The sequence below is a fragment of the Pseudomonas kitaguniensis genome (assembly GCF_009296165.1).
Lineage (GTDB): Bacteria > Pseudomonadota > Gammaproteobacteria > Pseudomonadales > Pseudomonadaceae > Aquipseudomonas > Aquipseudomonas kitaguniensis.
In genome coordinates, this window is the sequence record NZ_VUAZ01000164.1 from 1 (window position 1) to 25866 (window position 25866).

A 25866-nucleotide genomic window follows, 5' to 3' on the forward strand; every position below is an offset into this window, starting at 1 on the left:
GCTTGCTCCCTCCCACATTTGCCTGCATTGAATCTACTATTGGCATTCCCGCTTCTCCTCATAAGCTAATTCGAAAATGTTATTTATTTTCGGATTCTTAGATCATTTAGTCTCCTCACTCGCCGACCCTCGGCCGCCTGATTGAGGAGCTTCCCCTTGAAACGTTTAACCCCTCTGCGCCTCTTGGCCGCATTGTCCCTGGCCGGTGCCAGCCTGTTTGCCCAGGCGGCGGACGTGACCATCGCTTACCAGACCACCGTGGACCCGGCCAAAGTCGCTCAGGCCGACGGCGCGTATGAAAAAGCCACCCACGCCAAGATCGACTGGCGCAAGTTCGACAACGGCTCCGACATCATCGCCGCCATCGCCTCCGGTGACGTGCAGATCGGCTACCTCGGTTCGAGCCCGCTGACCGCCGCGATTACCCGCAAAGTGCCGGTGGAAACCTTCCTCGTCGCCACCCAGATCGGCGGCGCCGAAGCGCTGGTAGCGCGCAATGGTTCAGGCATCAACAGCCCGCAGGACTTGATCGGCAAAAAAATCGCCGTGCCCTTCGTTTCCACCGGCCACTACAGCCTGTTGGCCGCACTGAAGCACTGGAACATTGACCCCTCGAAAGTGACCATCCTCAACCTCGCGCCACCGGCGATCATCGCCGCCTGGAAGCGCGGTGATATTGACGCCACTTACGTGTGGGACCCGGCCCTCGGCGTGGCCAAGGAAAACGGCAAGGTGCTGATCACCTCCGGCGAACTGGCCACGTTCGGCGCGCGACCTTCGATGCGTGGATCGTGCGTAAGGATTTTGCCGAGAAGCACCCGGAAATCGTCAGTGCTTTTGCCAAAGTCACCCTGGATGCCTACGCCGCGTACCGCAAAGACCCACAAGCCTGGCTCGCCGATAAAACCAATATCGACAAGCTGGTGAAGCTCTCGGGCGCCAAGGCCAGTGACATCCCATTACTGCTGCAAGGCAACGTCTACCCGCTGGCGGCAGACCAGGTGACGCTGCTCGGCGCTCCGACCACCAAGGCTGTGACCGACACCGCAGCGTTCCTCAAGGAACAAGGCAAGGTTGACGCGGTGCTGCCGGACTACGCGCCTTTCGTCAGCGCCAAGTTCATTACTCAGTGATTCAGGAGTCATCGCGATGGCCTTGCTAAAACTGGAGCGCATCAGCGCACAGTACCCAGGCGCCACAAAACCGGTACTGGCAGATATTTCACTTGAGCTTGGGCCTCAGCAATTGCTGGTGGCCCTCGGCCCGTCCGGCAGTGGCAAGACCTCGCTGTTGAACCTGATTGCCGGTTTTGTCGAACCCTCTGCCGGGCGCATCACCCTCGACGGCGTGCCGGTCAAAGGCCCCGGCGCCGAACGTGGCGTAGTGTTCCAGGACGATGCCCTGCTGCCCTGGCAAGACGTGCTGGCCAACGTTGGTTTCGGCCTGGAACTGGCCGGCATCGCCAAGGCGCGCGCGAGGTGCGCGCCCGCGAGATGCTTGCCCTGGTCGACCTGGCCGATTTCGACAACCGCCGCATCTGGCAACTCTCCGGCGGCCAGAAGCAGCGAGTGGGCCTGGCGCGTGCCTTGGCTGCCGACCCGCGTGTGCTGCTGATGGACGAACCCTTCGGCGCCCTCGATGCCTTCACCCGTGAGCACATGCAGGAACTGCTGCTGCAAGTCTGGCAGCGCACCGCCAAACCGGTTTTCCTGATTACCCACGACATCGAAGAAGCAGTATTTCTCGCCACCGACTTGATTCTGCTGGCGCCTAACCCCGGCCAGATCGTCGAGCGCCTGAGCCTGGACTTCGGCCAACGCTACGCCGCCGGTGAATCGGCGCGGGCGATCAAGTCCGACCCGCGTTTTATCGAAACCCGCGAACACGTGCTGGGCAAAGTGTTCTCGCAACGACAGGTGAGCGCATGAGCAGTTTTGAACTTCCCGCCAGCGTCGCCAAGCCGGCGGCGCACGCGGTTATTCCACTGCGGCGCAGCCTGAGCACGCGCTGGATCAGCCTGTTGACGCTGCTCGCGTTGCTGGCGATCTGGTGGGCCGTCACCGCCACCGGTTTGATTGAACCGCTGTTCCTGCCGCCGCCCTCCGCGGTGTTGCAAAAAGGCTGGTTGCTGGCGACCACGGGCTACATGGATTCCACCTTGTGGCAGCACTTGGGCGCGAGCCTCAGCCGCATCGGGTTGGGGCTGGGTTTTGCGGTACTCACCGCCGTGCCGGTCGGGGTTGCCATTGGCGCCAACCGTATTGCGCGCGGCATTCTCGACCCGCTGATCGAGTTTTACCGGCCGATCCCACCGCTGGCTTACCTGCCATTGATCGTGATCTGGTGCGGCATCGGCGAGCTGTCCAAGGTGCTGCTGATTTACCTGGCGATTTTTGCGCCGATTGCCATCGCCACGGCCACCGGCGTGCGCACTGTCGACCCGGCCAAGCTGCGCGCTGCGCAGTCGCTGGGAGCAACGCGGGCGCAGTTGATTCGCCATGTAATCCTGCCGAGCGCGCTGCCCGACATCCTCACCGGCGTGCGCATTGGCCTGGGTGTGGGCTGGTCGACATTGGTCGCCGCCGAGTTGATCGCGGCCACCAGCGGCCTGGGTTTTATGGTGCAGTCGGCTGCGCAATTTCTGGTCACCGATGTGGTGGTATTGGGGATTCTGGTAATCGCCCTCATCGCCTTCGCCATGGAAATGGGCCTGCGCGCCCTGCAGCGTAAATGGGTGCCTTGGCATGGCCAGGCACACTGAGTGAGAAGCGCATGAACAGCCTGACCGTTACCCCGTTAAGCATCGCCCTTGGCGCCCAGATCAGTGGCGTCGACCTCACCCGACCGCTGCAACCCGAACAGCGCGACGCCCTCGAACAGGCGTTGCTCAGGCACTCGGTGCTGTTCTTCCGGGACCAGGCCATCAGCCCGCAACAGCAGGCGCGGTTCGCGGCGAATTTCGGTGACCTGCACATCCATCCGATCTACCCCAACGTGCCGGAACAGCCCGAAGTGCTGATCCTCGACACTGCCGTCACCGACGTGCGCGACAACGCCGTGTGGCACACCGACGTGACCTTCCTGCCCACCCCGGCACTCGGCGCGGTCCTCAGCGCCAAGCTGTTGCCGGCGTTTGGCGGCGATACGCTGTGGGCCAGCGGGATTGCGGCGTATGAGGCACTGTCGGCGCCGCTCAAACACTTGCTCGACGGCCTGACGGCGACTCATGACTTCACCAAATCGTTTCCGCTGGAGCGCTTCGGCAACACCGCCGAAGACCTCGCGCGCTGGGAAGCCACCCGCAAGCGGAACCCGCCGCTGTCACACCCGGTGGTGCGCACGCACCCGGTGAGTGGGCGCAAGTCGTTGTTTGTGAACGAGGGGTTTACCACCCGGATAAATGAGCTGGAGCCCGCCGAAAGCGAAGCGATTTTAAAGCTGCTGTTCGCCCACACAACACGCCCTGAGTTCACCCTGCGCTGGCGTTGGCAGGCAAATGACGTAGCGTTCTGGGATAACCGCGTGACCCAGCATTACGCGGTGGATGACTACCGGCCGCAGCGGCGGGTTATGCACCGGGCAACGATTCTGGGCGACGCGCCCTTCTAAGCCGACCGCGATGTCAGCCACACTGAAGATCAAATGTGGGAGCGGGCTTGCTCGCGATGGCGGTCTGTCAGTCGATAAATATAGCGTCTGACCCACCGCCATCGCGAGCAAGCCCGCTCCCACATTGACCAAGGTTATTCAGCGGTGGATGGCTTTTCCCACAAGTTAATCCCGCCTTCCTGTGCGAACCGGTCGATCTCCGCCAACTCTTCGGCGCTGAAGCTGAGGTTGTTCAACGCGCCGACGTTTTCGATGATCTGCTCCGGCCGGCTCGCGCCGATCAGGGCACTGGTCACCCGTGGGTCACGCAGGGTCCAGGCCAACGCCAGTTGCGCGAGGCTTTGGCCTCGGCGCTGGGCGATTTCATTCAGCGCACGCACGTGGGCGATGTTCGCTTCGGACAAGTGTTTGGCCTGCAACGAACCGCCGCCTGGACGGTTGACCCGCGCATCCGCCGGCACGCCGTTGAGGTACTTGTCGGTGAGCAAACCCTGGGCCAGCGGCGTGAAGGCAATCACCCCGGCACCGAGTTCTTCGGTGGTGTCCAACAGGTCTTTTTCAACCCAGCGGTTCAGCAGGTTGTAGGCCGGTTGGTGGATCAGCAACGGCACTTTCCACTCGTTGAGCAACGCGGCCATTTCGCGGGTTTTTACCCCCGAGTAAGAAGAAATACCAATGTATAACGCCTTGCCCTGCTGCACGGCAGTGGCGAGGGCGCTGGCGGTTTCTTCCAGCGGGGTGTCGGCGTCAAAACGGTGCGAGTAAAAAATATCCACGTAGTCGACGCCGAGGCGTTGCAGGCTTTGGTCCAGGCTCGCCAGCACGTATTTGCGCGAGCCGCCACCCTGGCCGTAAGGGCCTGGCCACATGTCCCAACCGGCTTTGCTGGAGATGATCAATTCATCACGGTAGTGCTTGAAGTCTTCGCGCAGCAACCGGCCGAAGTTGATCTCGGCGCTGCCGTAGGGCGGGCCATAGTTGTTGGCGAGGTCAAAGTGGTTGATCCCCAAGTCGAACGCGGTGCGCAGCAAGGCGCGCTGGGTGTCGATCGGGGTGCTGTCGCCAAAGTTGTGCCACAGCCCCAGGGACAGTGCAGGCAGCACCAATCCACTGCGCCCTACACGGCGATACGGAATAGATTCATAGCGGTTTTCGGCAGCAATGTACGTCATCGAATCCTCTCTGGGCTTAGGGCACATAAGCCCTGGGAATATGCTTATTCCCAGGGCTTTTAACCCGTTTGTTCGCTTAAATCTGCCCTTTCCTTGTACAGCAATTTCCTACCAGAGTGGAACGACATAGCTGACATAGAGGCGGTTTTCGTCCTGCACGGTGGCGCCGGTAATGTCCGGGCTCGCGTGGGCGTTTTTCCAGGTCACGCCGAGGCCTTTGAGGGTGCCGGTGGGTACTTGGTAGGCGACGGCAACGTCACGCTCCCATTCGCTGGTGGTGCCTTGCGCGGTGCGAATATCATCGCCATGCGCGTAGGCGGCGGAGAACGTCAGGCCGGTGAGGCCGAGCTTGCCGAAGTCATATTTGTACTGTGCCAGCCACGTGCGCTCGCCGGCGTGCTGGAATTTGTTCAACTGCAGGTTGGTCAGCGCTGGCGTATCCGCACCGGAGCCCGGGCCTTGGCGTGCGTCACCGCTGTTCAGGCCAGAATCGAGGTAAGGGAAATCACTGTCGCCGCTGTTTTTCTGGATGCCCAGGCCGACGGTATGGCCGTCCAGGCTGTAGCTTTCAAGCAGGCTTGCGGTGGTTTGGTTGATGCAGCCCTTGCCGGTGCCGTCGCCGTAGAGGCCCGCGGCGGCAAAGTCGCTGTCGCCGTCAGCGTTACCGCCCACACCCAGGCTGCGGAACACGCGCACATCGCTGTCGATGGCACCGACCGACAAGGCGTCGTGGCGCTTGGCACCGAGGAAAAACTGCTGGTAGTAATCTTCAAGGTTGGAATACCAAAGGCTGACCGTGGTGCCCGGCAGGCCGGTGTAGTCGGCGCCGCCGAACAGGAAGCGGTCGCTCTCTTTAGTACCGCCCGCCGTGATCATGCCCTGGTCGCCGGTTTCGTTGCGTATCTTGGTTTTAAAAATATCGCCGCCGGTGAAGGTGAAATCAGAGAGGTCCCTGGACACCAGTTGCACACCGGTATTGGTCTGCTGGTACAGGCGGCCGTCGGTGTTGGCCAGCACCGGGTTGCTAGCGTAGAGCGTGCCGAGGCGCAGTTCATCTTTGGCAAAGCGCATTTTGAACGTGGGGCTGAGCACGCCGAACTGGTCGGCAGACTTGCCGTCATCCAACGGGAACATGCTGCCGGGGTAGCGGCCCTGATGATTCTTGTCGTTGAGGTCGCCGCCCGAATCCAGTTTCAACCCATAAAACGCCTGCACATCCAGGCCAAAGCCTACCGGGCCTTCGGTGTAACCGGACTTGAAGTTGAACTCAAAACCCTGGCCCCAATCACGAATGCTGTGGGCCTTGGCGTTGCTGTTCACCACGTCTCGCCCTTGTTGGTTGAGGTAGCGATTGAGCAAGGTCACATCGGCGTGGCTGTCATCAATAAAATCGGCATGTGCGGACAGCATAAAGCTCGCCATGGCGACACCCACCACAGGGCTTATTAACGTCTTCATTGTTACCGGTCTCCGTCACTGTTCTGAAATGAAAGCGTCAAACGCTTCACACAATTACGCAGTGACCAGATGACAGTTACGCGTCAAAACAGCGCTTTGACAGATGAAATTAAGTTTAAGAAAGCCCCGTGGGACGGGGCTTTGCGGAGGTTTACCGGTCAGCGCACCAAGTGCAGGAACTGCAAGTGTCGCTCGTACTGGTCGAGGATGTCGTTGATGATCTGCTCCTTGGTGTAGCCGACCAGGTCGTAGTCTTGGCTGCCCTCGCTCAAGTGCACTTCGGCGCGGTAATAGCGTCGGTTATTGAGCTGCTTGGAGCCCATGCCACCGCGTGCAAATGACGGCGTGAAATAGCCGCGCATCTGTACCTGGTAAACGAATGGATGCTCTTCGCCGTGGCCAATTTCGAGGCTGACGCTGTCGTTGGACGGGTCCGGCTGAGTGACGACACTCAGGCCTTTTTCGACAAACACCGCCGTCACTTCTTCGATCGCCGGCCGCACCGTGGTTTCAAGGAAACGGTACACCTCATCCCTGGACGGGAAATGCACCGCCTGGCCCAAACGTTGGCGCCAGCCGCCTGTGCCCTTGCGCGAACCCGACACCGGTGCCAGGGAATGCAACTGCGCAATCTGCTTTTGCGACTCAAGGTAGAAGGCTTTGTGCAGCCCCCACATCATCAACAGCAAAATCAGCGAGAACGGCAGCGAGGTCAGCACTACTGCCGACTTCAGCGAATCGATACTGCCGGCAAACAGCAAGGCACTGGTGACCAGCGCGGTCATCGCGCCCCAGAACACGCGCAGCCATTTCGGCCCGTCTTCGTCAGCGTTGCCGCCTTTGGACGACAGGGTCGACAGCACCACGGTGCCGGAGTCGGCCGAGGTGACGAAGAACACAAAGCTGATAAACACCGTGACCGCGATAACGGTCTTGCTCCACGGGTAGGTTTCGAGCAGCAGGTAAAGGCTCATCGACGGGTCGTCAATGGCCGACTGGCCGAGCGCAGTCATGCCGTGGTTAAGCACTTGGTCGATGGCGCTGTTGCCGAAAATCGACATCCACGCCAGGGTGAAACCCAGCGGAATCAGCAGCACGCCAAACACGAATTCGCGGATGGTACGGCCACGCGAGATGCGCGCAATAAACAGGCCCACGAACGGCGACCATGCGATCCACCAGGCCCAGTAGAACACCGTCCAACCGCCCAGCCAGTCGCTGGGTTTGTCGTAGGCGTACACGTCGAAACTCTTGGTCGGCAACGCACCCAAGTAGTCACCGATATTCTGGATCAAGGTGTTGAGCAAATGCTGGGTAGGCCCGGCAAACAACACGAAAAGCAGCAGCGCACAGGCCAGCAGCATGTTGATGTCGGACATCACCCGCACGCCCTTGTCCACGCCAGCCACGGCGACCAGGATAGCGGCGCCCATCATCAGCGTGATCAGGCCGACCTGAATCCACTGGGTATGCGCGATGCCGAACAGGTAGTCGAGGCCGGAGTTGAGGTGCAGCACGCCAAAGCCCATGTCGGCGCCGAGGCCAAACACCGTGGCAATGATACCGAAGCCATCCACTGCGTAACCGATAGGCCCGTTAATGCGCTTGCCGATCAGCGGGTACAGCGCCGAACGCAGCGCCAGCGGCAGGTTATGCCGGTAGGCAAAGTACGCCAGCGCCATGCCGACAAAGGCGAACACGCCCCAGCCGTGCAGGCCCCAGTGCAGAAACAGAATCTGCATGGCCTGGCGCGCAGCATCGGCGTTCAACGGCGCGCCCTGCGGCGGTTGCACCAAGTGCGTCAGCGGCTCCGACACGCAGAAGAAAAACAGCGTGATGCTGATCCCGGCGGCGAACAACATGCCGGCCCAGGACAGATAACTGAATTCGGGCTCGTCGTGGTCGGCACCGAGTTTTATCTTGCCGTAGCCCGATAGCGCGGTGACCACCACGAAGACCAGATACAGGGTCATCGCCAGCATGTAGTACCAGCCGACCGTGTTGGCCGCCCAGTTTTGCGCGGCCAGCAGCCAGGCACCGGCCTGTTGCGGGATAGCGATAACCGTGATGCCAAACAGCATGATCACGGTGGCGGCAAAGTAGAACACGGGCGCATTCATGCGCACTTGGCCGCTGGATGGGGTGGACGATGCACTCATGAACGATGCACCTCGAAGGTGTCGGATGTGGCTGTAAATAACGGACTCAGCAAAGGTAAGCCTCCTGTTGTGAGCGGGCAGCGAACCACCGGGTTTAACTTGAACGAACATTCAAGTTAAACATGGATAGGCGGTTTTGGACTAATCGCGGGGCTGAGTGGTCGGCTATACCTACACTAGCTCAAGGAAAGGTATGACGGGTGAGCGACGGAAATCGTTCAGCGATTGCCGGGTGAATTTGGAATGCGGTTAAACATGTGGCAGGGGGCTTGCTCCCGATAGCGGTGGTTCAGCTACACCTGTGCTGGCCGACACACCGCAATCGGGAGCAAGCCCCCTCCCACATTGGATGTGTGCAGAGTTCTACTTTTGCGCCCCATCATCATGCTGCAGGTTCGCCTGCGTGATGTTCGCCCCCGCCGGCACACTGCGGGTCAGCCACACATTGCCGCCCACCGTCGAACCCTTGCCTATGGTAATGCGCCCCAAAATCGTCGCCCCGGCGTAGATCACCACGTCATCCTCAACAATCGGATGCCGGGGATGGCCCTTTTGCAGCTGCCCGTCCTCATCCGCCGGGAAGCGCTTGGCGCCCAACGTCACGGCCTGGTAAATGCGCACGCGCTCGCCAATGATCGCGGTCTCACCAATCACCACGCCCGTGCCGTGGTCGATAAAGAAACTCGGGCCGATCTGCGCGCCTGGGTGAATATCAATACCGGTGGCCGAGTGCGCAATCTCCGCGCTGATGCGCGCCAACAGCGGCAACCCGGCGCGGTACAGATGGTGCGCGAGGCGATGGTGAATCACCGCCAGAATCCCCGGGTAGCACAGCAATACCTCATCCACACTGCGCGCGGCCGGGTCGCCGTGATAGGCGGCCAACACGTCGGTGTCGAGCAGGCTGCGCAGTGAAGGCAGCGCCAGGGCGAAATCCTGAATCAAGCGGATGGCCAGCGCGTCGACTTCGACGTCATCCTTACCGCCCTGGCGTGCGGCGTAACGCAGCTCCAGGCGGGCCTGGCCCAGCAAGGCATTCAAGGCGACGTCGAGGGTATGCCCGACGTAAAAGTCTTCACTTTCTTCACGCAGGTCCACCGGCCCCAGGCGCATCGGAAACAACGCCCCGCACAGCGCTTCAAGAATGTGCGCCATCGCTTCACGCGCGGGTAATTCGCGCCCGCCGTGCTCGCCACTCAAGCGGCCATTGCGCGCTCGCCACTGGTCCCGGGCGTCGCGCAGTTCGTTGACGATAGTGTGTAATTGCCAATGACTGGAACGCTCACTCACGGTATTCACTCCTGACGAAATGGCCATCACTTTACGGTATGCACGCTGGCCGCCATTAAGAACCAATGGTGTGATACCTAGAACTATCCGGCATAAGCGATTGGCGGTTGCCCGATGAAAAGTGCCTGCCTATAGTCCCCCCATCACTTAGCCACCGTGCGTAGCCATGATCAAACAACAGCTCGACCGTTTTAACCGCCTGCAACTGCTGGGCGGCGCCACTGCCCTGGAAAAGCTCGAGCGGCTGTCGGCCTGGTTGGGCAGGGACATTTACGTCAAACGCGACGATACGACGCCCTTGGCCATGGGCGGCAACAAGCTGCGCAAACTCGAATACCTGGCCGCCGATGCCATCGCCCAAGGTGCCGACACCCTGGTGACCGCTGGCGCCATCCAGTCCAACCACGTACGCCAGACCGCCGCCCTCGCGGCCAGGCTGGGCATGGGCTGCGTTGCGTTGCTGGAAAACCCCACCGGCACCGAAGACCCCAGCTACTTGGGCAATGGCAACCGCCTGCTGCTGGAGCTGTTCGACGCCAAGGTTGAGCGGGTCGAAAACCTCGACAACGTCGACGAGCAACTCAACGCCCTCGCCGACCGCCTGCGCAGCAATGGCAAAAAACCCTACTTGGTGCCGATTGGCGGCTCGAACGCACTCGGTGCGCTGGGTTACGTGCGCGCCGGGCTGGAACTGGCCGGGCAGATCGAAGACAGCGGTATTCAATTCGCCGGCGTGGTGCTGGCCTCCGGCAGTGCGGGCACCCACAGCGGGCTGGCATTGGCGCTGAGTGAGGTGCTGCCGACTGTGCCGGTAATCGGCGTGACCGTGTCGCGCACCGACGAAGCCCAGCGCCCGAAAGTGCAGGGCCTGGCCGAACGCACCGCCGAGTTGCTGGGCGTGGACGTGCCCGAGGCTTTCAAAGTGATTTTGTGGGACGAATACTTCGGCCCGCGCTACGGCGAGCCGAACGCCGGCACCTTGGCGGCTGTCAAACTGCTGGCCAGTCAGGAGGGCCTGCTGTTAGACCCGGTCTACACTGGCAAGGCCATGGCGGGTTTGCTGGATGGCATCGGGCGTCAGCGGTTTGAGGACGGCCCAATCATTTTTCTGCACACCGGCGGGGCGCCGGCGCTGTTTGCGTATGACTCGGCGTTCAATTGAATAAACGCAGATCAACCTATGGAAGCAGGCTTGCTCGCGATTGCGCGGTGTCAGGTAGGTATTTTTCAACTGACACAGCGCTATCGCGAGCAAGCCCGCTCCCACAATGGATCAGCTGAATATTCTAAAATGGAATAACAAATTAGATTTATATTATTTTCAAGTCTTAAGAACTGGCTTTATAGTCGCGCCGCAGGCGAAGACGCCAATCGCGCTTTAAGGCAGGATACGAGTACCGCATCACCTGCTCCGCTCAACATAAAAAACACAGAGGCTGTTCATGACTATTTCAGTATTGCGTCGCACGTTGCTGGTGGGAACATTGGGCCTGGCGCTGGGTGCGGGTTGGATGGGCCAGGCGATTGCCGGCGAGCAGTTGGACTCGATCAAAAAGGCCGGCGAACTCAAGGTTGGCCTTGAAGGCACTTACCCACCGTTCAGCTTTGTCGGTGAAGACGGCAAGCTCACCGGTTTCGAAGTCGAGTTGTCCGAAGCGCTGGCCAAGAAGCTCGGCGTCAAGGTCAAGCTCAGCGCCACGCCGTGGGACGGCATTCTCGCCGCCCTGGAATCCAAGCGCTTGGACGCTGTGATCAACCAGGTGACGATCTCCGAGGAGCGCAAGAAAAAATACGACTTCTCCCAGCCTTACACCGTCTCCGGTATTCAGGCGCTGGTTCTGAAAAAGAACGTCGATTCGATCAAGACCGCCAACGACCTGGCGGGCAAAAAGATCGGTGTAGGCCTGGGCACCAATTATGAACAGTGGCTCAAGGAAAACCAGCCTAAAGCCATTATCAAGACCTATAACGATGACCCAACCAAGTTCCAGGACCTGCGCATCGGCCGCATCGACGCCATTCTGATCGACCGTCTGGCCGCGCTGGAATACGCCAAAAAAGCCCCGGACACCGCCGCTGCAGGCGACGCCTTCTCGCGTCAGGAAGCCGGTGTTGCGTTGCGCAAAGGTGACCCTGAGTTGCTCGCCGCGGTGAACAAAGCTATCGACGAACTGCGTGCCGATGGCACCTTGAAGAAGCTCTCCGAGAAATACTTCAACGCTGACGTCACTCAATAATGGAAGCAGGTTTACAACTCGCGCTGGACTCCGCGCCCTTTCTGCTCAAGGGCGCGTACTACACGGTGATTCTCAGCCTCGGCGGCATGCTGTTCGGCTCGCTGCTGGGCTTCGGCCTGGCCTTGATGCGCCTGTCGCGCTTCAAGCCGTTCACCTGGATCGCGCGCGTCTACGTGTCGTTCTTTCGCGGCACGCCCTTGCTGGTGCAGCTGTTCCTGATCTACTACGGCTTACCGCAAGTGGGCATCGAGCTGGACCCGATTCCAGCCGCCATGATCGGCTTTTCGCTGAACATGGCGGCGTATGCCTGTGAAATCCTGCGCGCCGCGATCAGCTCCATCGAGCGCGGCCAGTGGGAAGCCGCCGCCAGTATCGGCATGACCCGTGCGCAAACCCTGCGCCGGGCCATCCTGCCGCAGGCCATGCGCACCGCGTTGCCGCCGTTGGGCAACAGCTTTATTTCGCTGGTCAAGGACACGGCCCTGGCCGCCACCATCCAGGTGCCCGAGCTGTTCCGTCAGGCTCAGTTGGTGTCTGCACGGACCTTCGAAATTTTCACCATGTACCTCTCCGCCGCCCTGATCTACTGGGTCCTGGCGAGCATCCTGGCGCACTTTCAAAATCGCCTGGAAGACCGGGTCAACCGGCATGACCTGGAGTCTTGAAGCATGATCGTGGTTGAAAAACTGACCAAACAATTCAACGGTCAGGTGGTACTCAACGGCATCAACCTTGAGGTCAAGGCGGGCGAAGTTGTCGCCATCATTGGCCCCAGTGGTTCCGGCAAAACCACCTTTCTGCGCTGCCTGAATTTTCTTGAAGAGCCCACCAGCGGCCGCATCAAGGTCGGTGACATCGAGATCGACAGCAGCAAGCCGCTCAATCAGCAACAAGGCCTGGTACGGCGCTTGCGCCAGCACGTGGGTTTTGTGTTCCAGAACTTCAACCTGTTCCCGCACCGCACCGCGTTGGAAAACGTTATCGAAGGCCCGATCGTGGTCAAGAAGATGCCGCGCGAAGCGGCAGATGCGCTGGGCCGCAAACTGCTGGCCAGGGTCGGCCTGGCGGGCAAGGAAGCGTCGTACCCGCGGCGTTTGTCCGGTGGCCAGCAACAGCGTGTGGCGATTGCCCGTGCGTTGGCCATGGAGCCGGAGGTGATTCTGTTTGACGAGCCGACCTCGGCCCTTGACCCGGAACTGGTTGGCGAAGTATTGGCGACGATTCGTAGCCTGGCCGAAGAAAACCGCACCATGGTCATCGTCACCCACGAGATGAATTTTGCGCGTGATGTGGCCAACCGGGTGGTCTTCTTCGACAAGGGCGTGATCGTCGAACAGGGCGACGCCAAGGCGCTGTTTGCCAACCCCAAGGAAGAGCGCACCCGGCAGTTCTTGAGCAAGTTTTTAGCGCATTAGCGCGCAACAGATTTTTGGCCGGGCCTGGTCAACTGTGGGAGCGGGCTTGCTCGCGGTGGCATCAACCGAGCGTGCTTGATGGTCCGAGGTGCCTGCATCGCGAGCAAGCCCGCGCACGCCAAAAAGCGCTTTTGAGCTAACCGCTCACAGTGAGCTGCGTTCCTACAGGGCGTGCTCATTAGCCGCCGGTAAATTACCCTGCCCCAACCCGCAAAAATCCCCCCGTCAGTCAGACCCTTCTGAATTTGCTTGAACCCGCCGTTTAGCCCTTTGCCGCCATTGACGCCCCGCGGCCAACCCTCTTATCTAGCGTCCAGAGGATTGGATCCCATCCCGGCTACTCACTGAATCGTTCCTTTCGGCACCCCGCGCACCATTGCGCCACGGGCGCCGGAACGATTGCTGCTGGCTGCATAAAGGAGATTACTGATGACGCGCACTGCAACCCCGGCCATGCTCACCGCACCGACCTTGCCCCAGGCTAATCGACACGGCATCAATGCCCTCGCCGCCGCCCAACTGCAGGTGGACATAGGCCCCTACCCCGGCATGGAGGAAGGCGACCTGATCGAACTGTTCTGGAACAACTGCTTCGCCGACTCGCGTCGGATTACCGCGTGCAAAGTGGGCACGTCGACACGCCTGCGCGTCCCGCAAAGTTTTGTGCAGGATGGCTCGGCACGCGTGCACTACCACGTCATGCAAGTAGGCTACGCCCCGGCACGTTCGGCGGTAGCCTGCGTGCAGGTAAAAACCGACTGCCCGGGCGGCCAGCTTGCGGCGCCGCTCAACACTGAAAACTGCGACGAAAACCAGAACCTCAACCGTGTGAGCATGCCCGAAACCATCGGGCGTTACGGCGTCAACAGCAGCCAGGTACGACGCGGCATTCCGCTGACCATCGAGCCCTATTGGGGCATGGCAACAGGCGACGCCATTACCCTGCGCTGGGGTGATGTGCGCATGGACCTGCCGATAATCCAGGCCAGTGGCGTCGGCCTGCCGGTGCAGGTGTGGGTGCCCTCGGCGGTGATTGTCGAAGCGGGCGACGACACGCGCCTGGAGGTCACGTACTGCATTCTCGACCGCGTCGGTAATAATTCACGCTGGGCACCTATGCGCGCCCTGAACATCGCCGCCTGCTCGCCACAGACGCCAGCCCGTGGGGCCGGGGCCGCGGCTACCTACCAACCGCGTCACCCCGGCTCGCCTTGCGAGCTGGGTGATCGCCGGTCTATGCATATTCCTAAAAGTTAGTTTATTTAAAGATTTAACACGCCTAGGGTATATGCACCGGACCACCGGACATCTCTGATTTTTCTGTTTTTATTTCATTGAATGCGAGGTCGGTATGATCAAAATTACCCCGGTGCGTAACGCCAGGGCATTACGTGCAGCCAAGGAGCGGCGCTGATGTCTAACGTGGCTGTAACACTCCCCCAAAGTGACTTGGATGTAGCCCCACTTTTATTGCCGGCCAGCGTGCTGCGCGACGACGCCCAAGCGTTGAGCGCAGCCGTGGAGTTGGCACAGGCTGCACGCCTGCAAGCGGCCAAGCGCGACCAGCAGCGCAAACTGCCTTGGGCGCAGATCGAGCAGTTCACCCGCAGCGGGCTCGGCAGTATTTCCATTCCGCGTGAATACGGCGGCCCGCAGGTGTCTTTCGTGACCCTGGCCGATGTGTTCGCGATTATCAGCGCAGCAGACCCGGCCCTTGGCCAAATCCCGCAGAACCATTTCGGCATCCTGTACCTGTTGCAAGGCTGCGCCACCGAGCGCCAGAAAAAGCAGCTGTTCCAAAGCGTGCTCGACGGTTGGCGCATTGGTAACGGTGGCCCGGAACGCGGCACCAAAAACACTCTCGAGCTGAAGGCGCGCATCACCGCAGACGGCGACGGTTATGTGGTCAGCGGCCAGAAGTTTTACTCAACCGGCGCACTGTTCGCGCATTGGGTTGCCATCAAGGCACTCAACGCTGACGGCAAACAAGTCATGGCGTTTGTACGCCGTGGCAGCGATGGCCTGCGCATCGTGGATGACTGGTCGGGCTTTGGCCAACGCACCACGGCCAGCGGCACGGTGCTGTTGGACCAGGTGGCGGTGGACGCAGAGCTGCTGGTCGAAAACTGGCGCATTGGCGAAAGCCCGAATATCCAGGGCGCCGTCTCGCAGTTGATTCAGGCCGCCATCGACGCCGGCATCGCGCGTGGCGCCCTCGATGACACCATCGCCTTCGTGCGTGAACGCTCACGCCCGTGGATCGACGCCAAGGTCGAGCGCGCGAGTGATGACCTGTATGTGATCGCCGATATTGGCAAGTTGAAAATCGAACTGCATGCCGCCGAAGCCCTGTTGCGCAAGGCCGGTAAGGTGCTCGACGAAGTCAGTGCTGCGCCGATCACCGCGCAATCCGCCGCGCGCGCCTCAATTGCCGTGGCAGAAGCAAAAGTGCTGACCACCGAAGTGTCGTTGCTGGTCAGCGAAAAGCTTTTCGAGCTGGCCGGCAGCCGCGCGACCCTCGCCGAATTCAACCTCGACCGCCACTGGCGTAATGCGCGCGTGCACACGCTGCACGACCCGGTGCGCTGGAAGTATCACGCGGTGGGTGCTTACCGCTTGAACGGCACGTTACCCGCTCGCCACTCCTGGATTTAACCGACCAGTCTTCTGGAGAAACGCATGACTTTTTCCCCGAACGTCGCGGTTATTACCAGCGATGAACACGCCCTTATTGTCGCCAGCGACTTGGCCGAAGATTTCCGGCGCGACAGCGCCCAGCGTGACCGCGAACGCCGCCTGCCCTTGCCTGAGCTGGACGTGTTCTCCCGCTCCGGCCTGTGGGGCATCAGTGTGCCCAAAGAACACGGCGGCGCCGGTGTGTCCAACGTCACCCTGGCCAAGGTGATTGCGCTGATCGCGCAGGCGGACGCGTCGCTGGGCCAGATCCCGCAAAACCACTTTTATGCCCTGGAAGTGCTGCGCGTAAACGGCAGCCCCGCGCAGCAACAACGCCTGTATGCCGACGTGCTGGCCGGCCAGCGGTTCGGCAACGCCTTGGCGGAACTGGGCACCAAGACCGCCCACGACCGCGTGACCTCGCTCACCCGCGACGGCGATGGTTTTCGCATCAACGGCCGCAAGTTCTACGCCACGGGCGCTATTTACGCGCAGCGCATCCCCACCTCCGTGGTGGATGAACACGGCGTGCAGCAACTGGCCTTTGTGCCTCGCGAAAGCGCAGGCCTGAGTGTGATCGACGACTGGAGCGGCTTCGGCCAGCGCACCACCGGCAGCGGCTCGGTGGTGTTCGATAACGTGTGGGTGACCGCCCAAGACGTGATTGCGTTCCAGAGCGCCTTCGAACGCCCGACCACCGTCGGCCCACTCGCGCAAATTTTGCACGCCGCCATCGACACCGGTATCGCCCGCGCCGCCTTTGAAGATGCGCTGCACTTTGTGCGCACCAAGACTCGCCCGTGGATCGACTCCGGCAACGACAAGGCAACCGAAGACCCGCTGACCCTGAAAAGCTTCGGCCACCTGAGCATCCGCCTGCACGCCGCCGAAGCCTTGCTTGAGCGCGCAGGCGAGTTCCTCGACCGTGCCCAGGCCGAGAGTAACGCCGAAACCGTCGCGGCGGCGTCCATCGCCGTCGCCGAAGTGCGCGCCTTGAGCACCGAGATTTCCCTGGCCGCCGGCAGTACCTTGTTCGAGTTGGCCGGCAGCCAGGCGACCCTGGCCGAACACGGCCTCGACCGCCACTGGCGCAACGCCCGCGTGCACACCCTGCACGACCCGGTGCGCTGGAAGTACCACGCGGTGGGCAATTACTACCTGAATGATGAAAACCCGCCGCTGCGGGGGACTCTCTGAATGGCCAAGAAAAAGATCCTGCTGAATGCCTTCAACATGAACTGCATCGGGCATATCAACCACGGTTTGTGGACCCACCCTCGGGACACCTCCACGCAGTACAAAACCGTCGAATACTGGACCGAACTGGCGCAAACCCTGGAGCGCGGGTTGTTCGACGGTTTGTTCATCGCCGACATCGTTGGTGTGTATGACGTGTACCAGAACGCCATCGATGTGCCGCTCAAAGAGTCGATCCAACTGCCGGTCAACGACCCGCTGTTGCTGGTGTCGGCAATGGCCGCGGTGACCAAAAACCTCGGCTTCGGCCTGACCGCCAACCTCACCTATGAGCCGCCGTATCTGTTCGCGCGGCGCATGTCCACGCTCGACCACCTGAGCCGTGGCCGGGTTGGCTGGAACATCGTCACCGGCTACCTCGACAGCGCCGCCAAGGCCATGGGCCTCACAGAACAGGTCGAGCACGACCGGCGCTACGACCAGGCCGATGAATACCTGCAGGTGCTGTACAAACTCTGGGAGGGCAGTTGGGAAGACGACGCGGTGCTCAACGACCCACAGGCGCGGGTTTACGCCCAGCCGGGCAAGGTGCACAAGGTCGAACACCACGGCGAGTTTTACCAGGTGGAGGGTTATCACCTCTGCGAGCCGTCGCCGCAGCGCACGCCGGTGCTGTTCCAGGCCGGCAGTTCAGAGCGTGGCTTGCTGTTCGCCGGGCAGCATGCCGAGTGCGTATTCATCAGCGGCCAGAACAAGGCGTCGACCAAGGCGCAGGTGGACAAGGTGCGCGCCAGCGCAGTCGAGGCCGGGCGCAACGCGGATGACATCAAGGTGTTCATGGGCCTCAACGTCATCGTTGGCGCCACCGAAGCGTTGGCCTGGGCCAAGCACGCCGAGTACCTCAGCTACGCCAGCGCGGAAGCCGGTGTGGCGCACTTCTCGGCGTCCACGGCAATTGATTTTGCACAGTACGCACTGGACGAACCGATCCAGTACGTGAAAAGCAATGCTATCCAGTCGGCGACCAGGAACTTGCAGAACAACGACTGGACCCGCCGCAAGTTGCTCGAACAGCACGCGCTGGGCGGGCGCTATATCACCCTGGTGGGCTCACCCGAACAGGTCGCCGATGAGCTGGAATCGTGGATCAGCGAAACCGGCCTGGATGGCTTCAACCTCACGCGTATTGTCACGCCGGAAAGCTACGTGGATTTCATTGATCTGGTGGTACCCGAGTTGCAGCGGCGCGGGTCGTACAAAACCGCCTATGAGGCAGGCACCTTGCGCGAAAAAGTCTTCCACGGCAGCGCCCGCCTGCCCGAACAACACACCGGTTCCACCTACCGGCACTGATCGTTCCCACGCTCTGCGTGGGAGCGATCTTTTTAGAAGTTAATGACTGGAAATCGATTATGAAAAAGACCCTGCTCACCCACCCAGTCAAAGCACTGGCCCTGGCCCTGGCCCTCGGTTTGTTCAGCTGCGCGGTGTTCGCCGCCGACGCACCGCTGAAAGTCGGTACCACCGCCGCCTTCGCGATACCGCTGGAAGCCGCCGTTGAAGAGGCCGGCAAACAAGGCCTGAACGTCGAGCTGGTGGAATTCACCGACTGGATCGCGCCCAATGTCAGCCTGGCCGCCGGCGACATCGATGTGAACTACTTCCAGCACATCCCGTTCCTTGAAAACGCCAAGGCCGCTGCCGGCTTTGACCTTGTGCCCTACGCGCCGGGCATCATCAACAACGTCGGGCTGTATTCCAGGCAGTACAAAAACCTCAACGACCTGCCACAAGGCGCCAGCGTGGCGATTGCCAACGACCCGATCAACAGCGGTCGCGGCTTGCAACTGCTGGCCAAGGCCGGTTTGATCACGCTCAAGCCGGGCGTGGGCTACAAGGCCACCGAAGAAGACATCGTGGCCAACCCGAAGAAGCTCAAGATCCTCCAAGTGGAAGCGGTGCAACTGGTGCGCGCTTACGACGATGCAGACCTGGTGCAGGGCTACCCGGCGTATATCCGCCTGTCGAAGACCTTTGATGCCGAGTCGGCGCTGCTGTTTGACGGCCTCGACCACCCGGAATACGTGATCCAGTTCGTGATCCAGCCGAAAAGCAAAACCGACCCGCGCGTGATCAAGTTCGTCGACATCTACCAGCACTCGCCGGTGGTGCGCGCCGCCCTGGATAAATCCCTCGGCAAGCTCTACCAAGTCGGCTGGGAAGATAAAAAATGACCGCCGCCCACTCTCAACTACGTGACCAGCTACGCGACCTGGGCTTACCGCCCAAAACCGCTGAGCAGGCAGAACTGCACGCGGATTTGAACCACGCCCACCTGCGTTTTATCAACGTGGGCAAGACTTACGACGGCCGTGTGCAGGCCTTGCAAGGCATCGACCTGGCGATTCAGCACGGCGAAGTATTCGGCATCATCGGCCGCAGCGGCGCCGGTAAATCCTCGCTGATCCGTACCATCAACCGCCTCGAACAACCGAGCAGCGGGCGGGTGTTGATCGATCAGGTGGACATCGGCGACTTCGACGAAGACCGCCTGGTGGCGCTGCGTCGGCGCATCGGCATGATCTTCCAGCACTTCAATCTGATGTCGGCCAAGACCGTGTGGCAGAACGTCGAATTGCCGCTGAGAGTGGCTGGCGTGCCCAAGCCGCAACGCGAGCAAAAAGTGCGTGAGCTGCTCGAACTGGTCGGTTTGCAGGACAAACACAAGGCCTACCCCGCGCAGCTTTCCGGCGGGCAAAAACAGCGCGTCGGCATCGCCCGCTCGCTGGTGCACGACCCACAGATTTTGCTCTGCGACGAGGCCACGTCGGCCCTCGACCCGGAGACCACCCAGTCGATACTCGGCTTGCTGCGCGAGATCAACCAACGCCTGGGCCTGACCATCGTGTTGATCACCCATGAGATGGCGGTGATTCGCGACATCTGCGACCGCGTGGTGGTGCTCGAACACGGGCACATCGTCGAGCAAGGCCCGGTGTGGCAAGTGTTCGGCAACCCGCAGCACGCGGTCAGTAAAACCCTGCTGGCGCCGCTGCAACACGCGTTGCCGCCAGAGCTGCAAAACCGTTTGCAGGCCACCGCGGCGTCGACCGAAGCCGCCGTGGTGCTGCGCTTGCAGTTCACCGGCAGCGCTACCGACGAGCCAGACCTGGCCGCACTGTTCAGCGCTCTCGGCGGACGTGTGCGGTTGCTGCAAGGCGGTGTGGAACGGATTCAAGGGCACGCTTTGGGGCAATTGCTGCTGGCGGTGAATGGCTCGCCGCAGAATGCCGAACAACTGCGCAGCCTCGCCGGGCGCTGGGCACAACAGGTGGAGGTGCTGGGCTATGTGGTTTGATCGTTTATTACAGGGCGCCATCGACACGTTGCTGATGGTCGGTGTGTCATCGCTGATCGCGCTGCTGGTGGGGATTCCGCTGGCGGTGTTCCTGGTCACCAGCGACAAGGGCGGCATCTACCAAGCCCCGGCGCTGAACCGCGTGCTGGGGGCGTTCGTCAATCTGTTCCGCTCCATACCCTTCCTGATTTTGATGGTTGCGCTGATCCCGTTTACCCGGCTGATCGTCGGCACCACCTACGGCGTGTGGGCCGCCGTGGTGCCACTGACCATTGCCGCCACGCCGTTTTTTGCGCGAATTGCCGAAGTGAGTTTGCGCGAGGTCGACCATGGTCTGATCGAAGCCGCACAGGCCATGGGCTGCCGCCGCTGGCACATCATCTGGCATGTGCTGCTGCCGGAAGCACTGCCGGGCATCGTCGGCGGGTTCACGATTACCTTGGTGACGATGATCAACTCATCGGCCATGGCCGGGGCGATTGGCGCCGGCGGCTTGGGCGACATCGCCTACCGCTATGGCTATCAGCGGTTTGATACGCAGATCATGCTGACCGTGATTGTGCTGCTGGTGATGCTGGTGGCGGTGATTCAGCTGGGCGGCGATCGTCTGGCGCGGGTGCTGAACAAACGCTGAAACCTTCGCGGCTCCCCTTCCGGGGAGCACACGGCGCATGTGCCGCTCATCAGAACTGTCAATTCTCACAGCTAGACGCGGTTTTCTTCTATGGCGTCTTATTGACCTTGCCTCTTACGTACGTAGTCCCCACGTGCTCATCCTGCAAGGAACAAGCTCATGTCCGATGAACCCATTGATCTCGACGTTGCCCCCTATCCGCCTGCTTTCGTCGCGTTGGATAAAACCAAATACCCTGAAGAAGCCGTCTACGGTCTTGGCTCAGATCATGTGACACCAGAGGCGCGCTTCTTTTTTGAACCATGGCCAGCGGTCAGTAATGGCGACTACTTCGGCTTGCGCATCCACGAACTGAACAACCCTGCCGCCTTTGATACCGTCAGAGACCCCACGCTGACGCGTTACGAGTTGCGGGTTCCGAAACAACAACTGCCGGAGGGCACAGTCGACATGCTCGGTCGGGTCGTACGCGTTGCCAGCGGCCAGGTAAGTCGCTCTATCACGCAAAAAATCCTGATCAAGACCACCAAGCCCGGCGGAGAAGACCGCAGGGTCCTGGAGCCATGGCACAGTGAGTTGGTCATGACGATCATATCCGCGGCGGCTGGCACTCCCTTCGTAGACGGCGACACCCTGGACGACGAAACGATCGCAGGCGGGTTGATTTGCCTGGTAAACAAGTATCCGAACATCCGCAAGAACGATGAAATCTCGGTCATGTTTGACGGCAAACCGATCACCTACAGTGTGAGCCCTGCAGAAGCTGGCGGGCCTGGGCCGATCCGGGTGCCGATCAGCGAGAGTGATATCCGCAGTGCCTCCCAGTACGGTTCGGTAGAGGTTTTTTTCAAGGTTAAAGACGTGGTGGGGAACGTCTCGGGGGGTAAATACCCCTATTCGAAACCCATCACACTGCGCAGTGAACTGGACGAAACACTACTCGCCGGCCCAAGCTTCACAGCGAAAGCGCCTGGCGCCGATGAGGGTGAAGAAACCAAAATAGCCGACCTCGACACCCAATCCGCCTTCGAATTCTCGTTAACGGCGGCAGTCACTCGCCTGCGGGTTGCGCCTAAACCTGCGCACAAGATCATTTTCTTTCTGGACATCACGCCGAAGGAAGGTGCGTCTTGGGTTAAAGAATTCCCGCCCATTATCGACCGGAATCTGGGGAGCGAGAGGCTTCCCATCAGTTTCGATTTCCTCAATGGCCTGGCAGGCGGAATGTTCCGGGCACGCTTTGAATGGCGCAACGCTGCTGGGGCACTGGTGAATAAATCGGTCACCACTATGGTTAAAGTGGTGGGCACTCAGATATTGATGCCGCCTGTGATCACGGCCCAGATTGAAGAGGGCTTGATTGTTGAAAGCGCAGACCTGTCTTTGCAAATACCGACCTATCAGCCCCACGATCCGAACTGGCCGGAAGCACTGTGGATAAAACCGTTGCAAACCATCGGTGGCCTGGAAGCCTATTCCGAAACGCAGTTTGCGGGTCCACAAGGTGGTACGCGCCGCGTGACCGTGCAAAACCTGCAAAAGCTAAAAGGCAAAGGCTACGTCGCAGTGGGTTACTCCACTAACGAAAGCAGGGAGGGCGCCGAAGTCATTCGCAACTCTAGAACACTGATCGCCCAGATCGGTGAGCGCGATCCCGTGCTGTTAGCGCCGATTGTTCAAGGGGTCGTAGACAACAACATCGACCCGAAAAAAATCAAAGACCCCGAGGTTTTGATAAATATTCCCTACGACGGCACGGTAAGCGGCAACATACTGGCCTGGAGCGTGGTAGGGCAAAACCAGGCGGGATCCGCCAGCGGCAGCATCCCAATCACCAAAGCGAGCGCAGGCGCAGCTTTGCCCTCCCAAGGCATCCCGGTGCCTCGGCTTGTCCTGGATAACAACGAAGAAACCATCATCAGCTTTACCTACAGCGTTACGGATAAAACCACCACCCCGCCGAAAATTTTGCGCTCTGAAGTGCGCTACATCAGCGTGGGCAAGGCATTGAAGCTGGAAATTCCAAAAGTGCTTGAGGCCGGTACGCGTCAAGACCAAATCAACCTGCAAGACGTGCTACACGGCGCGCACATTGAAATAGCGATCAAGCCGTTGCGCGATGAAGATCAAGTCTTTGCCCAATGGAAAGGCAGTTATGGCGTCAGCAGCATTGAGCTGCAGCTAGAGGGTGACTCAACAACTAACAAAGTGGTTGCCTTTGTCCCGCCTGAGGTTATTGGCAAGGCTATTCGAGCGAACGGCAACACCATTTCGGTCAGTTACAACTTTACCCGAGGGCCTTTCGACTACCGCTCCGTGACCCGCGACTACAGACTGCCGCCCCCCGCCGGGCTGCCGGCGCCGAGAATCGATGCTTTCGAACTCGGAGTGTTGCCCCTCTACGAGCTCAAAGACGGCGCCCGGTACAAGGCTGATGTGTGGGACTTTATTGATGCAAACCAGTACGTTTGGTTGACCGCCACAGGTACTTTTGCCGATGGCAGGCCGTACGAACAGGACATTTTCTCCGAAGCCCTGGTCACAGAATTCGGCGTCACCCATGGTATTTCCGCTCCGGTGCCGGTAGATGAGCTTCGCCAACTCAAAGAAAACTCGCACCTGACGCTTCGTATGTGGGTCAATTATACGCAAAGCCCCGATAAGGACACAGCGGTACCCTTTGGGGCACGCGATTACATTGTCCAGACCATTCCCTACGCTCTGCCGGCACCGGCCTTTGCCAATCAGGCTGGCGCTGCAATCGCCATTGAGCCGCTCGTGTACGAGCACAATGCGTTTGTGACCGTTGCCTATCCAGGCATGACCGCAACGCAGACGATTACCTTGCAATGGTCCTTCCCGGACGGTACGCAGGCCACGATTGCACCGCAGAAGGGCCTCGCCGGTGGAAAGGTCGACTTTCCCATCAATGCGCAGATTCTGGCTGCGAGTGTCGGTAAAATCATCACGTTACGCTACACGTCGTTCTCTGGAACAAAAACGACCTCGTCAGACATCCAGACCCTGACTGTTAAAACCCTGCGCCTGGCGGATTTGCCACGGGCATTGATCAACGGCATTGCCAATGCCGGGAAGCTCGACGTGGACAACTTCCAAGGCACGTTTGCATTAACGCTGCCAAAGTGGCCGCTGAGTGTTGAGCGACAGTTGGTGACTATCACAGCACGCTCGCATGGGGTGCTACCGCTTAAAGTGCTGGAAAACTACCCCATCAATGCGACCGAAGTCACCAAGGGGCTGGTGAATACACCGTTCCTTAAAAGTTGGTTATTGGCATTACCCACCAACAGCGCAGTAGAGTTGAGTTGCGAGGTGGCCTATGACGGCAAAGCGGATGGCCTGGTGAACGTTCAATTCCCGACTACCACGTACTCCGTAATTACCGCCCAAACACTTATAACCGACACGGCCAGCCTTCAGAACTTCTCATTTGGCGGCTGGAGAGCGGGCATAGCGGTGGCGGATGCCAGAGACCTGAGTTTCTCGGCACAGGGCCTGTTAAATTATACCTACTCCAACTATTCTGCCGGGCCGATACTCATAAAAACCTTCTACAATATGCGCATCGGCACACGCTACCGGTTCAGTATCAATATTCGAAGGGAAGATGGTCGTTACTCTCTGCCCCTCGTTTCTTTGCACACGAGCCAAGGTATGCTGGTGGCGCCAACGTATATCGGGTCGATGGTGTACTTCGAAATGGCCGGCTATTTCATTGCCAGTACCGCCACCGTGGAATGCATGATCTACAGCAATAACGGGTCAGGCTATGGCAATGATTACAGGGTCGCCAATCTCGTGGTTGCTCGCGCGTAGACTCAAGACCCGTTAAAAAAAGCGTCGCCTTTAAGCGGAACAGGTTCTTTGAACTGTTCCGCTTTTTTATGCACACGGCGCCCCCTGTAAACTCCTTCGCGTATAGTCAGCCCCTCACCCAGCCCCCGAAGCGCTAGCCATGAAACTCGCCCCCGACGACCTTAACCAGATCACCTCCACCACCCTCGGCCACTACAACGAGGTGGCCGAGGAATTCCGTGAAGGCACCCGCGATCACGATGTGAGCCAGAACATCGACGCACTGCTGCGGCACATCCGGGGTTCGGCGCCGTTTACCGTGCTGGATTTCGGCTGTGGGCCGGGGCGGGATTTGCAGACGTTTACGCGCATGGGGCATGTCGCCGTGGGGCTTGATGGCTCGGGACGCTTTGCGCAGATGGCGCGTGAAGACAGTGGCTGCGAGGTGTTGCAGCAAGACTTCTTGAGGCTGGACCTGCCTGCCGAGCGCTTTGACGGGGTGTTTGCCAATGCGGTGTTGTTTCATATCCCGAAGCAGGAATTGCCGCGCATTCTCAAGCAACTGCATGGGGCGTTGAAGCCCGGCGGCGTGCTGTTCAGTTCCAACCCTCGCGGTGAAAACCAGGAAGGCTGGAATGGACCGCGGTATGGGTCTTATCACGATGTTGAGGCATGGCAGGCGCTGCTGACCGATGCCGGGTTTGAAGCGTTGGAGCATTACTACCGGCCAGCGGGGTTGCCGCGTGAGCAACAACCGTGGCTGGCCAGCGTGTGGCGCAAAGCGTAGATCCGACTTGCTCGCGAAAGCGCTGTATCAGCCAATACTTCAGTGACTGACAGACCGC

Annotated in this window: 19 protein-coding genes and 2 pseudogenes; 17 read left to right on the plus strand and 4 right to left on the minus strand. The window is 60.2% G+C overall.

Annotation, left to right across the window (positions count from 1 at the left end; translation table 11 throughout):
• Positions 1-156: 156 nt before the first annotated feature.
• The 4 genes and pseudogenes from tauA to tauD all read left to right on the plus strand — a co-directional run bounded on the left by tauA (position 157) and on the right by tauD (position 3609).
• A pseudogene (tauA, locus tag F0169_RS24495) lies at positions 157-1133 on the plus strand (taurine ABC transporter substrate-binding protein).
• A gap of 16 nt (positions 1134-1149) precedes the next feature.
• Positions 1150-1928 (plus strand): annotated as a pseudogene (tauB, locus tag F0169_RS24500) (taurine ABC transporter ATP-binding subunit).
• Entirely contained in the window at positions 1925-2761 is an 837-nt protein-coding gene (gene tauC, locus F0169_RS24505; protein ID WP_058413078.1) for a taurine ABC transporter permease TauC, read from the plus strand. The pseudogene tauB and the gene tauC overlap by 4 nt, the downstream one beginning before the upstream one ends.
• A gap of 11 nt (positions 2762-2772) precedes the next feature.
• Positions 2773-3609 (plus strand): taurine dioxygenase, encoded by an 837-nt coding sequence (gene tauD, locus F0169_RS24510; protein WP_152747856.1) that lies wholly within the window; start codon positions 2773-2775, stop codon positions 3607-3609.
• Positions 3610-3743: 134 nt separating this feature from the next.
• Here tauD and mgrA read toward each other — a convergent pair whose 3' ends face one another.
• The 4 genes from mgrA to epsC all read right to left on the minus strand — a co-directional run bounded on the left by mgrA (position 3744) and on the right by epsC (position 9688).
• On the minus strand, positions 3744-4781 hold the full coding sequence (gene mgrA, locus F0169_RS24515; RefSeq protein WP_099241074.1) for an L-glyceraldehyde 3-phosphate reductase: 1038 nt from the start codon (positions 4779-4781) through the stop codon (positions 3744-3746).
• Positions 4782-4889: 108 nt separating this feature from the next.
• Positions 4890-6239: an OprD family outer membrane porin gene (locus F0169_RS24520; protein ID WP_152747857.1), complete on the minus strand. Its 1350-nt coding sequence runs from the start codon at positions 6237-6239 to the stop codon at positions 4890-4892.
• A gap of 158 nt (positions 6240-6397) precedes the next feature.
• The gene (betT, locus tag F0169_RS24525) at positions 6398-8359 is read right to left on the minus strand and encodes a choline transporter BetT (RefSeq protein WP_206670186.1); all 1962 of its coding nucleotides are present in this window, start codon (positions 8357-8359) and stop codon (positions 6398-6400) included.
• A 402-nt stretch (positions 8360-8761) separates the two neighbouring features.
• On the minus strand, positions 8762-9688 hold the full coding sequence (gene epsC, locus F0169_RS24530) for a serine O-acetyltransferase EpsC (RefSeq protein WP_099237427.1): 927 nt from the start codon (positions 9686-9688) through the stop codon (positions 8762-8764).
• 166 nt (positions 9689-9854) lie between these two features.
• On the opposite strand from epsC, the gene F0169_RS24535 reads away from it, so the two are divergent.
• From F0169_RS24535 to F0169_RS24595, 13 genes are all read left to right on the plus strand, one after another.
• The gene (locus F0169_RS24535; protein ID WP_152747860.1) at positions 9855-10850 is read left to right on the plus strand and encodes a D-cysteine desulfhydrase; all 996 of its coding nucleotides are present in this window, start codon (positions 9855-9857) and stop codon (positions 10848-10850) included.
• 280 nt (positions 10851-11130) lie between these two features.
• A complete protein-coding gene (tcyJ, locus tag F0169_RS24540) occupies positions 11131-11925 on the plus strand; it encodes a cystine ABC transporter substrate-binding protein (RefSeq protein WP_152747861.1) in 795 nt (264 codons plus the stop codon).
• Positions 11925-12590, plus strand: a complete 666-nt coding sequence (gene tcyL / locus F0169_RS24545) for a cystine ABC transporter permease (RefSeq protein ID WP_152747862.1) — start codon at positions 11925-11927, stop codon at positions 12588-12590. Before tcyJ ends, tcyL begins: the two co-directional genes overlap by 1 nt.
• A 3-nt stretch (positions 12591-12593) precedes the next feature.
• The gene (gene tcyN / locus F0169_RS24550; protein WP_152747863.1) at positions 12594-13340 is read left to right on the plus strand and encodes an L-cystine ABC transporter ATP-binding protein TcyN; all 747 of its coding nucleotides are present in this window, start codon (positions 12594-12596) and stop codon (positions 13338-13340) included.
• Between the two features lie 429 nt (positions 13341-13769).
• Complete coding sequence (locus tag F0169_RS24555) at positions 13770-14597, plus strand: hypothetical protein (RefSeq protein ID WP_152747864.1); 828 nt, start codon at positions 13770-13772, stop codon at positions 14595-14597.
• Positions 14598-14753: 156 nt separating this feature from the next.
• Entirely contained in the window at positions 14754-15995 is a 1242-nt protein-coding gene (locus F0169_RS24560; protein ID WP_152747865.1) for an SfnB family sulfur acquisition oxidoreductase, read from the plus strand.
• A gap of 24 nt (positions 15996-16019) precedes the next feature.
• Positions 16020-17213, plus strand: a complete 1194-nt coding sequence (locus F0169_RS24565) for an SfnB family sulfur acquisition oxidoreductase (protein WP_152747866.1) — start codon at positions 16020-16022, stop codon at positions 17211-17213.
• A complete protein-coding gene (locus F0169_RS24570; RefSeq protein ID WP_152747867.1) occupies positions 17214-18566 on the plus strand; it encodes an LLM class flavin-dependent oxidoreductase in 1353 nt (450 codons plus the stop codon).
• Between the two features lie 59 nt (positions 18567-18625).
• Positions 18626-19447: a MetQ/NlpA family ABC transporter substrate-binding protein gene (locus tag F0169_RS24575; RefSeq protein WP_152747868.1), complete on the plus strand. Its 822-nt coding sequence runs from the start codon at positions 18626-18628 to the stop codon at positions 19445-19447.
• Positions 19444-20571 (plus strand): methionine ABC transporter ATP-binding protein, encoded by a 1128-nt coding sequence (locus F0169_RS24580; protein ID WP_152747869.1) that lies wholly within the window; start codon positions 19444-19446, stop codon positions 20569-20571. The genes F0169_RS24575 and F0169_RS24580 overlap by 4 nt, the downstream gene beginning before the upstream one ends.
• Positions 20561-21205: a methionine ABC transporter permease gene (locus F0169_RS24585; protein ID WP_038843591.1), complete on the plus strand. Its 645-nt coding sequence runs from the start codon at positions 20561-20563 to the stop codon at positions 21203-21205. The genes F0169_RS24580 and F0169_RS24585 overlap by 11 nt, the downstream gene beginning before the upstream one ends.
• Before the next feature lie 159 nt (positions 21206-21364).
• Positions 21365-25042, plus strand: coding sequence for a Rossmann-fold NAD(P)-binding domain-containing protein (locus F0169_RS24590; RefSeq protein WP_152747870.1), 3678 nt, complete (start codon positions 21365-21367; stop codon positions 25040-25042).
• Positions 25043-25181: 139 nt separating this feature from the next.
• Positions 25182-25808: a class I SAM-dependent methyltransferase gene (locus F0169_RS24595; RefSeq protein ID WP_152747871.1), complete on the plus strand. Its 627-nt coding sequence runs from the start codon at positions 25182-25184 to the stop codon at positions 25806-25808.
• The last annotated feature ends 58 nt before the right edge of the window (positions 25809-25866 follow it).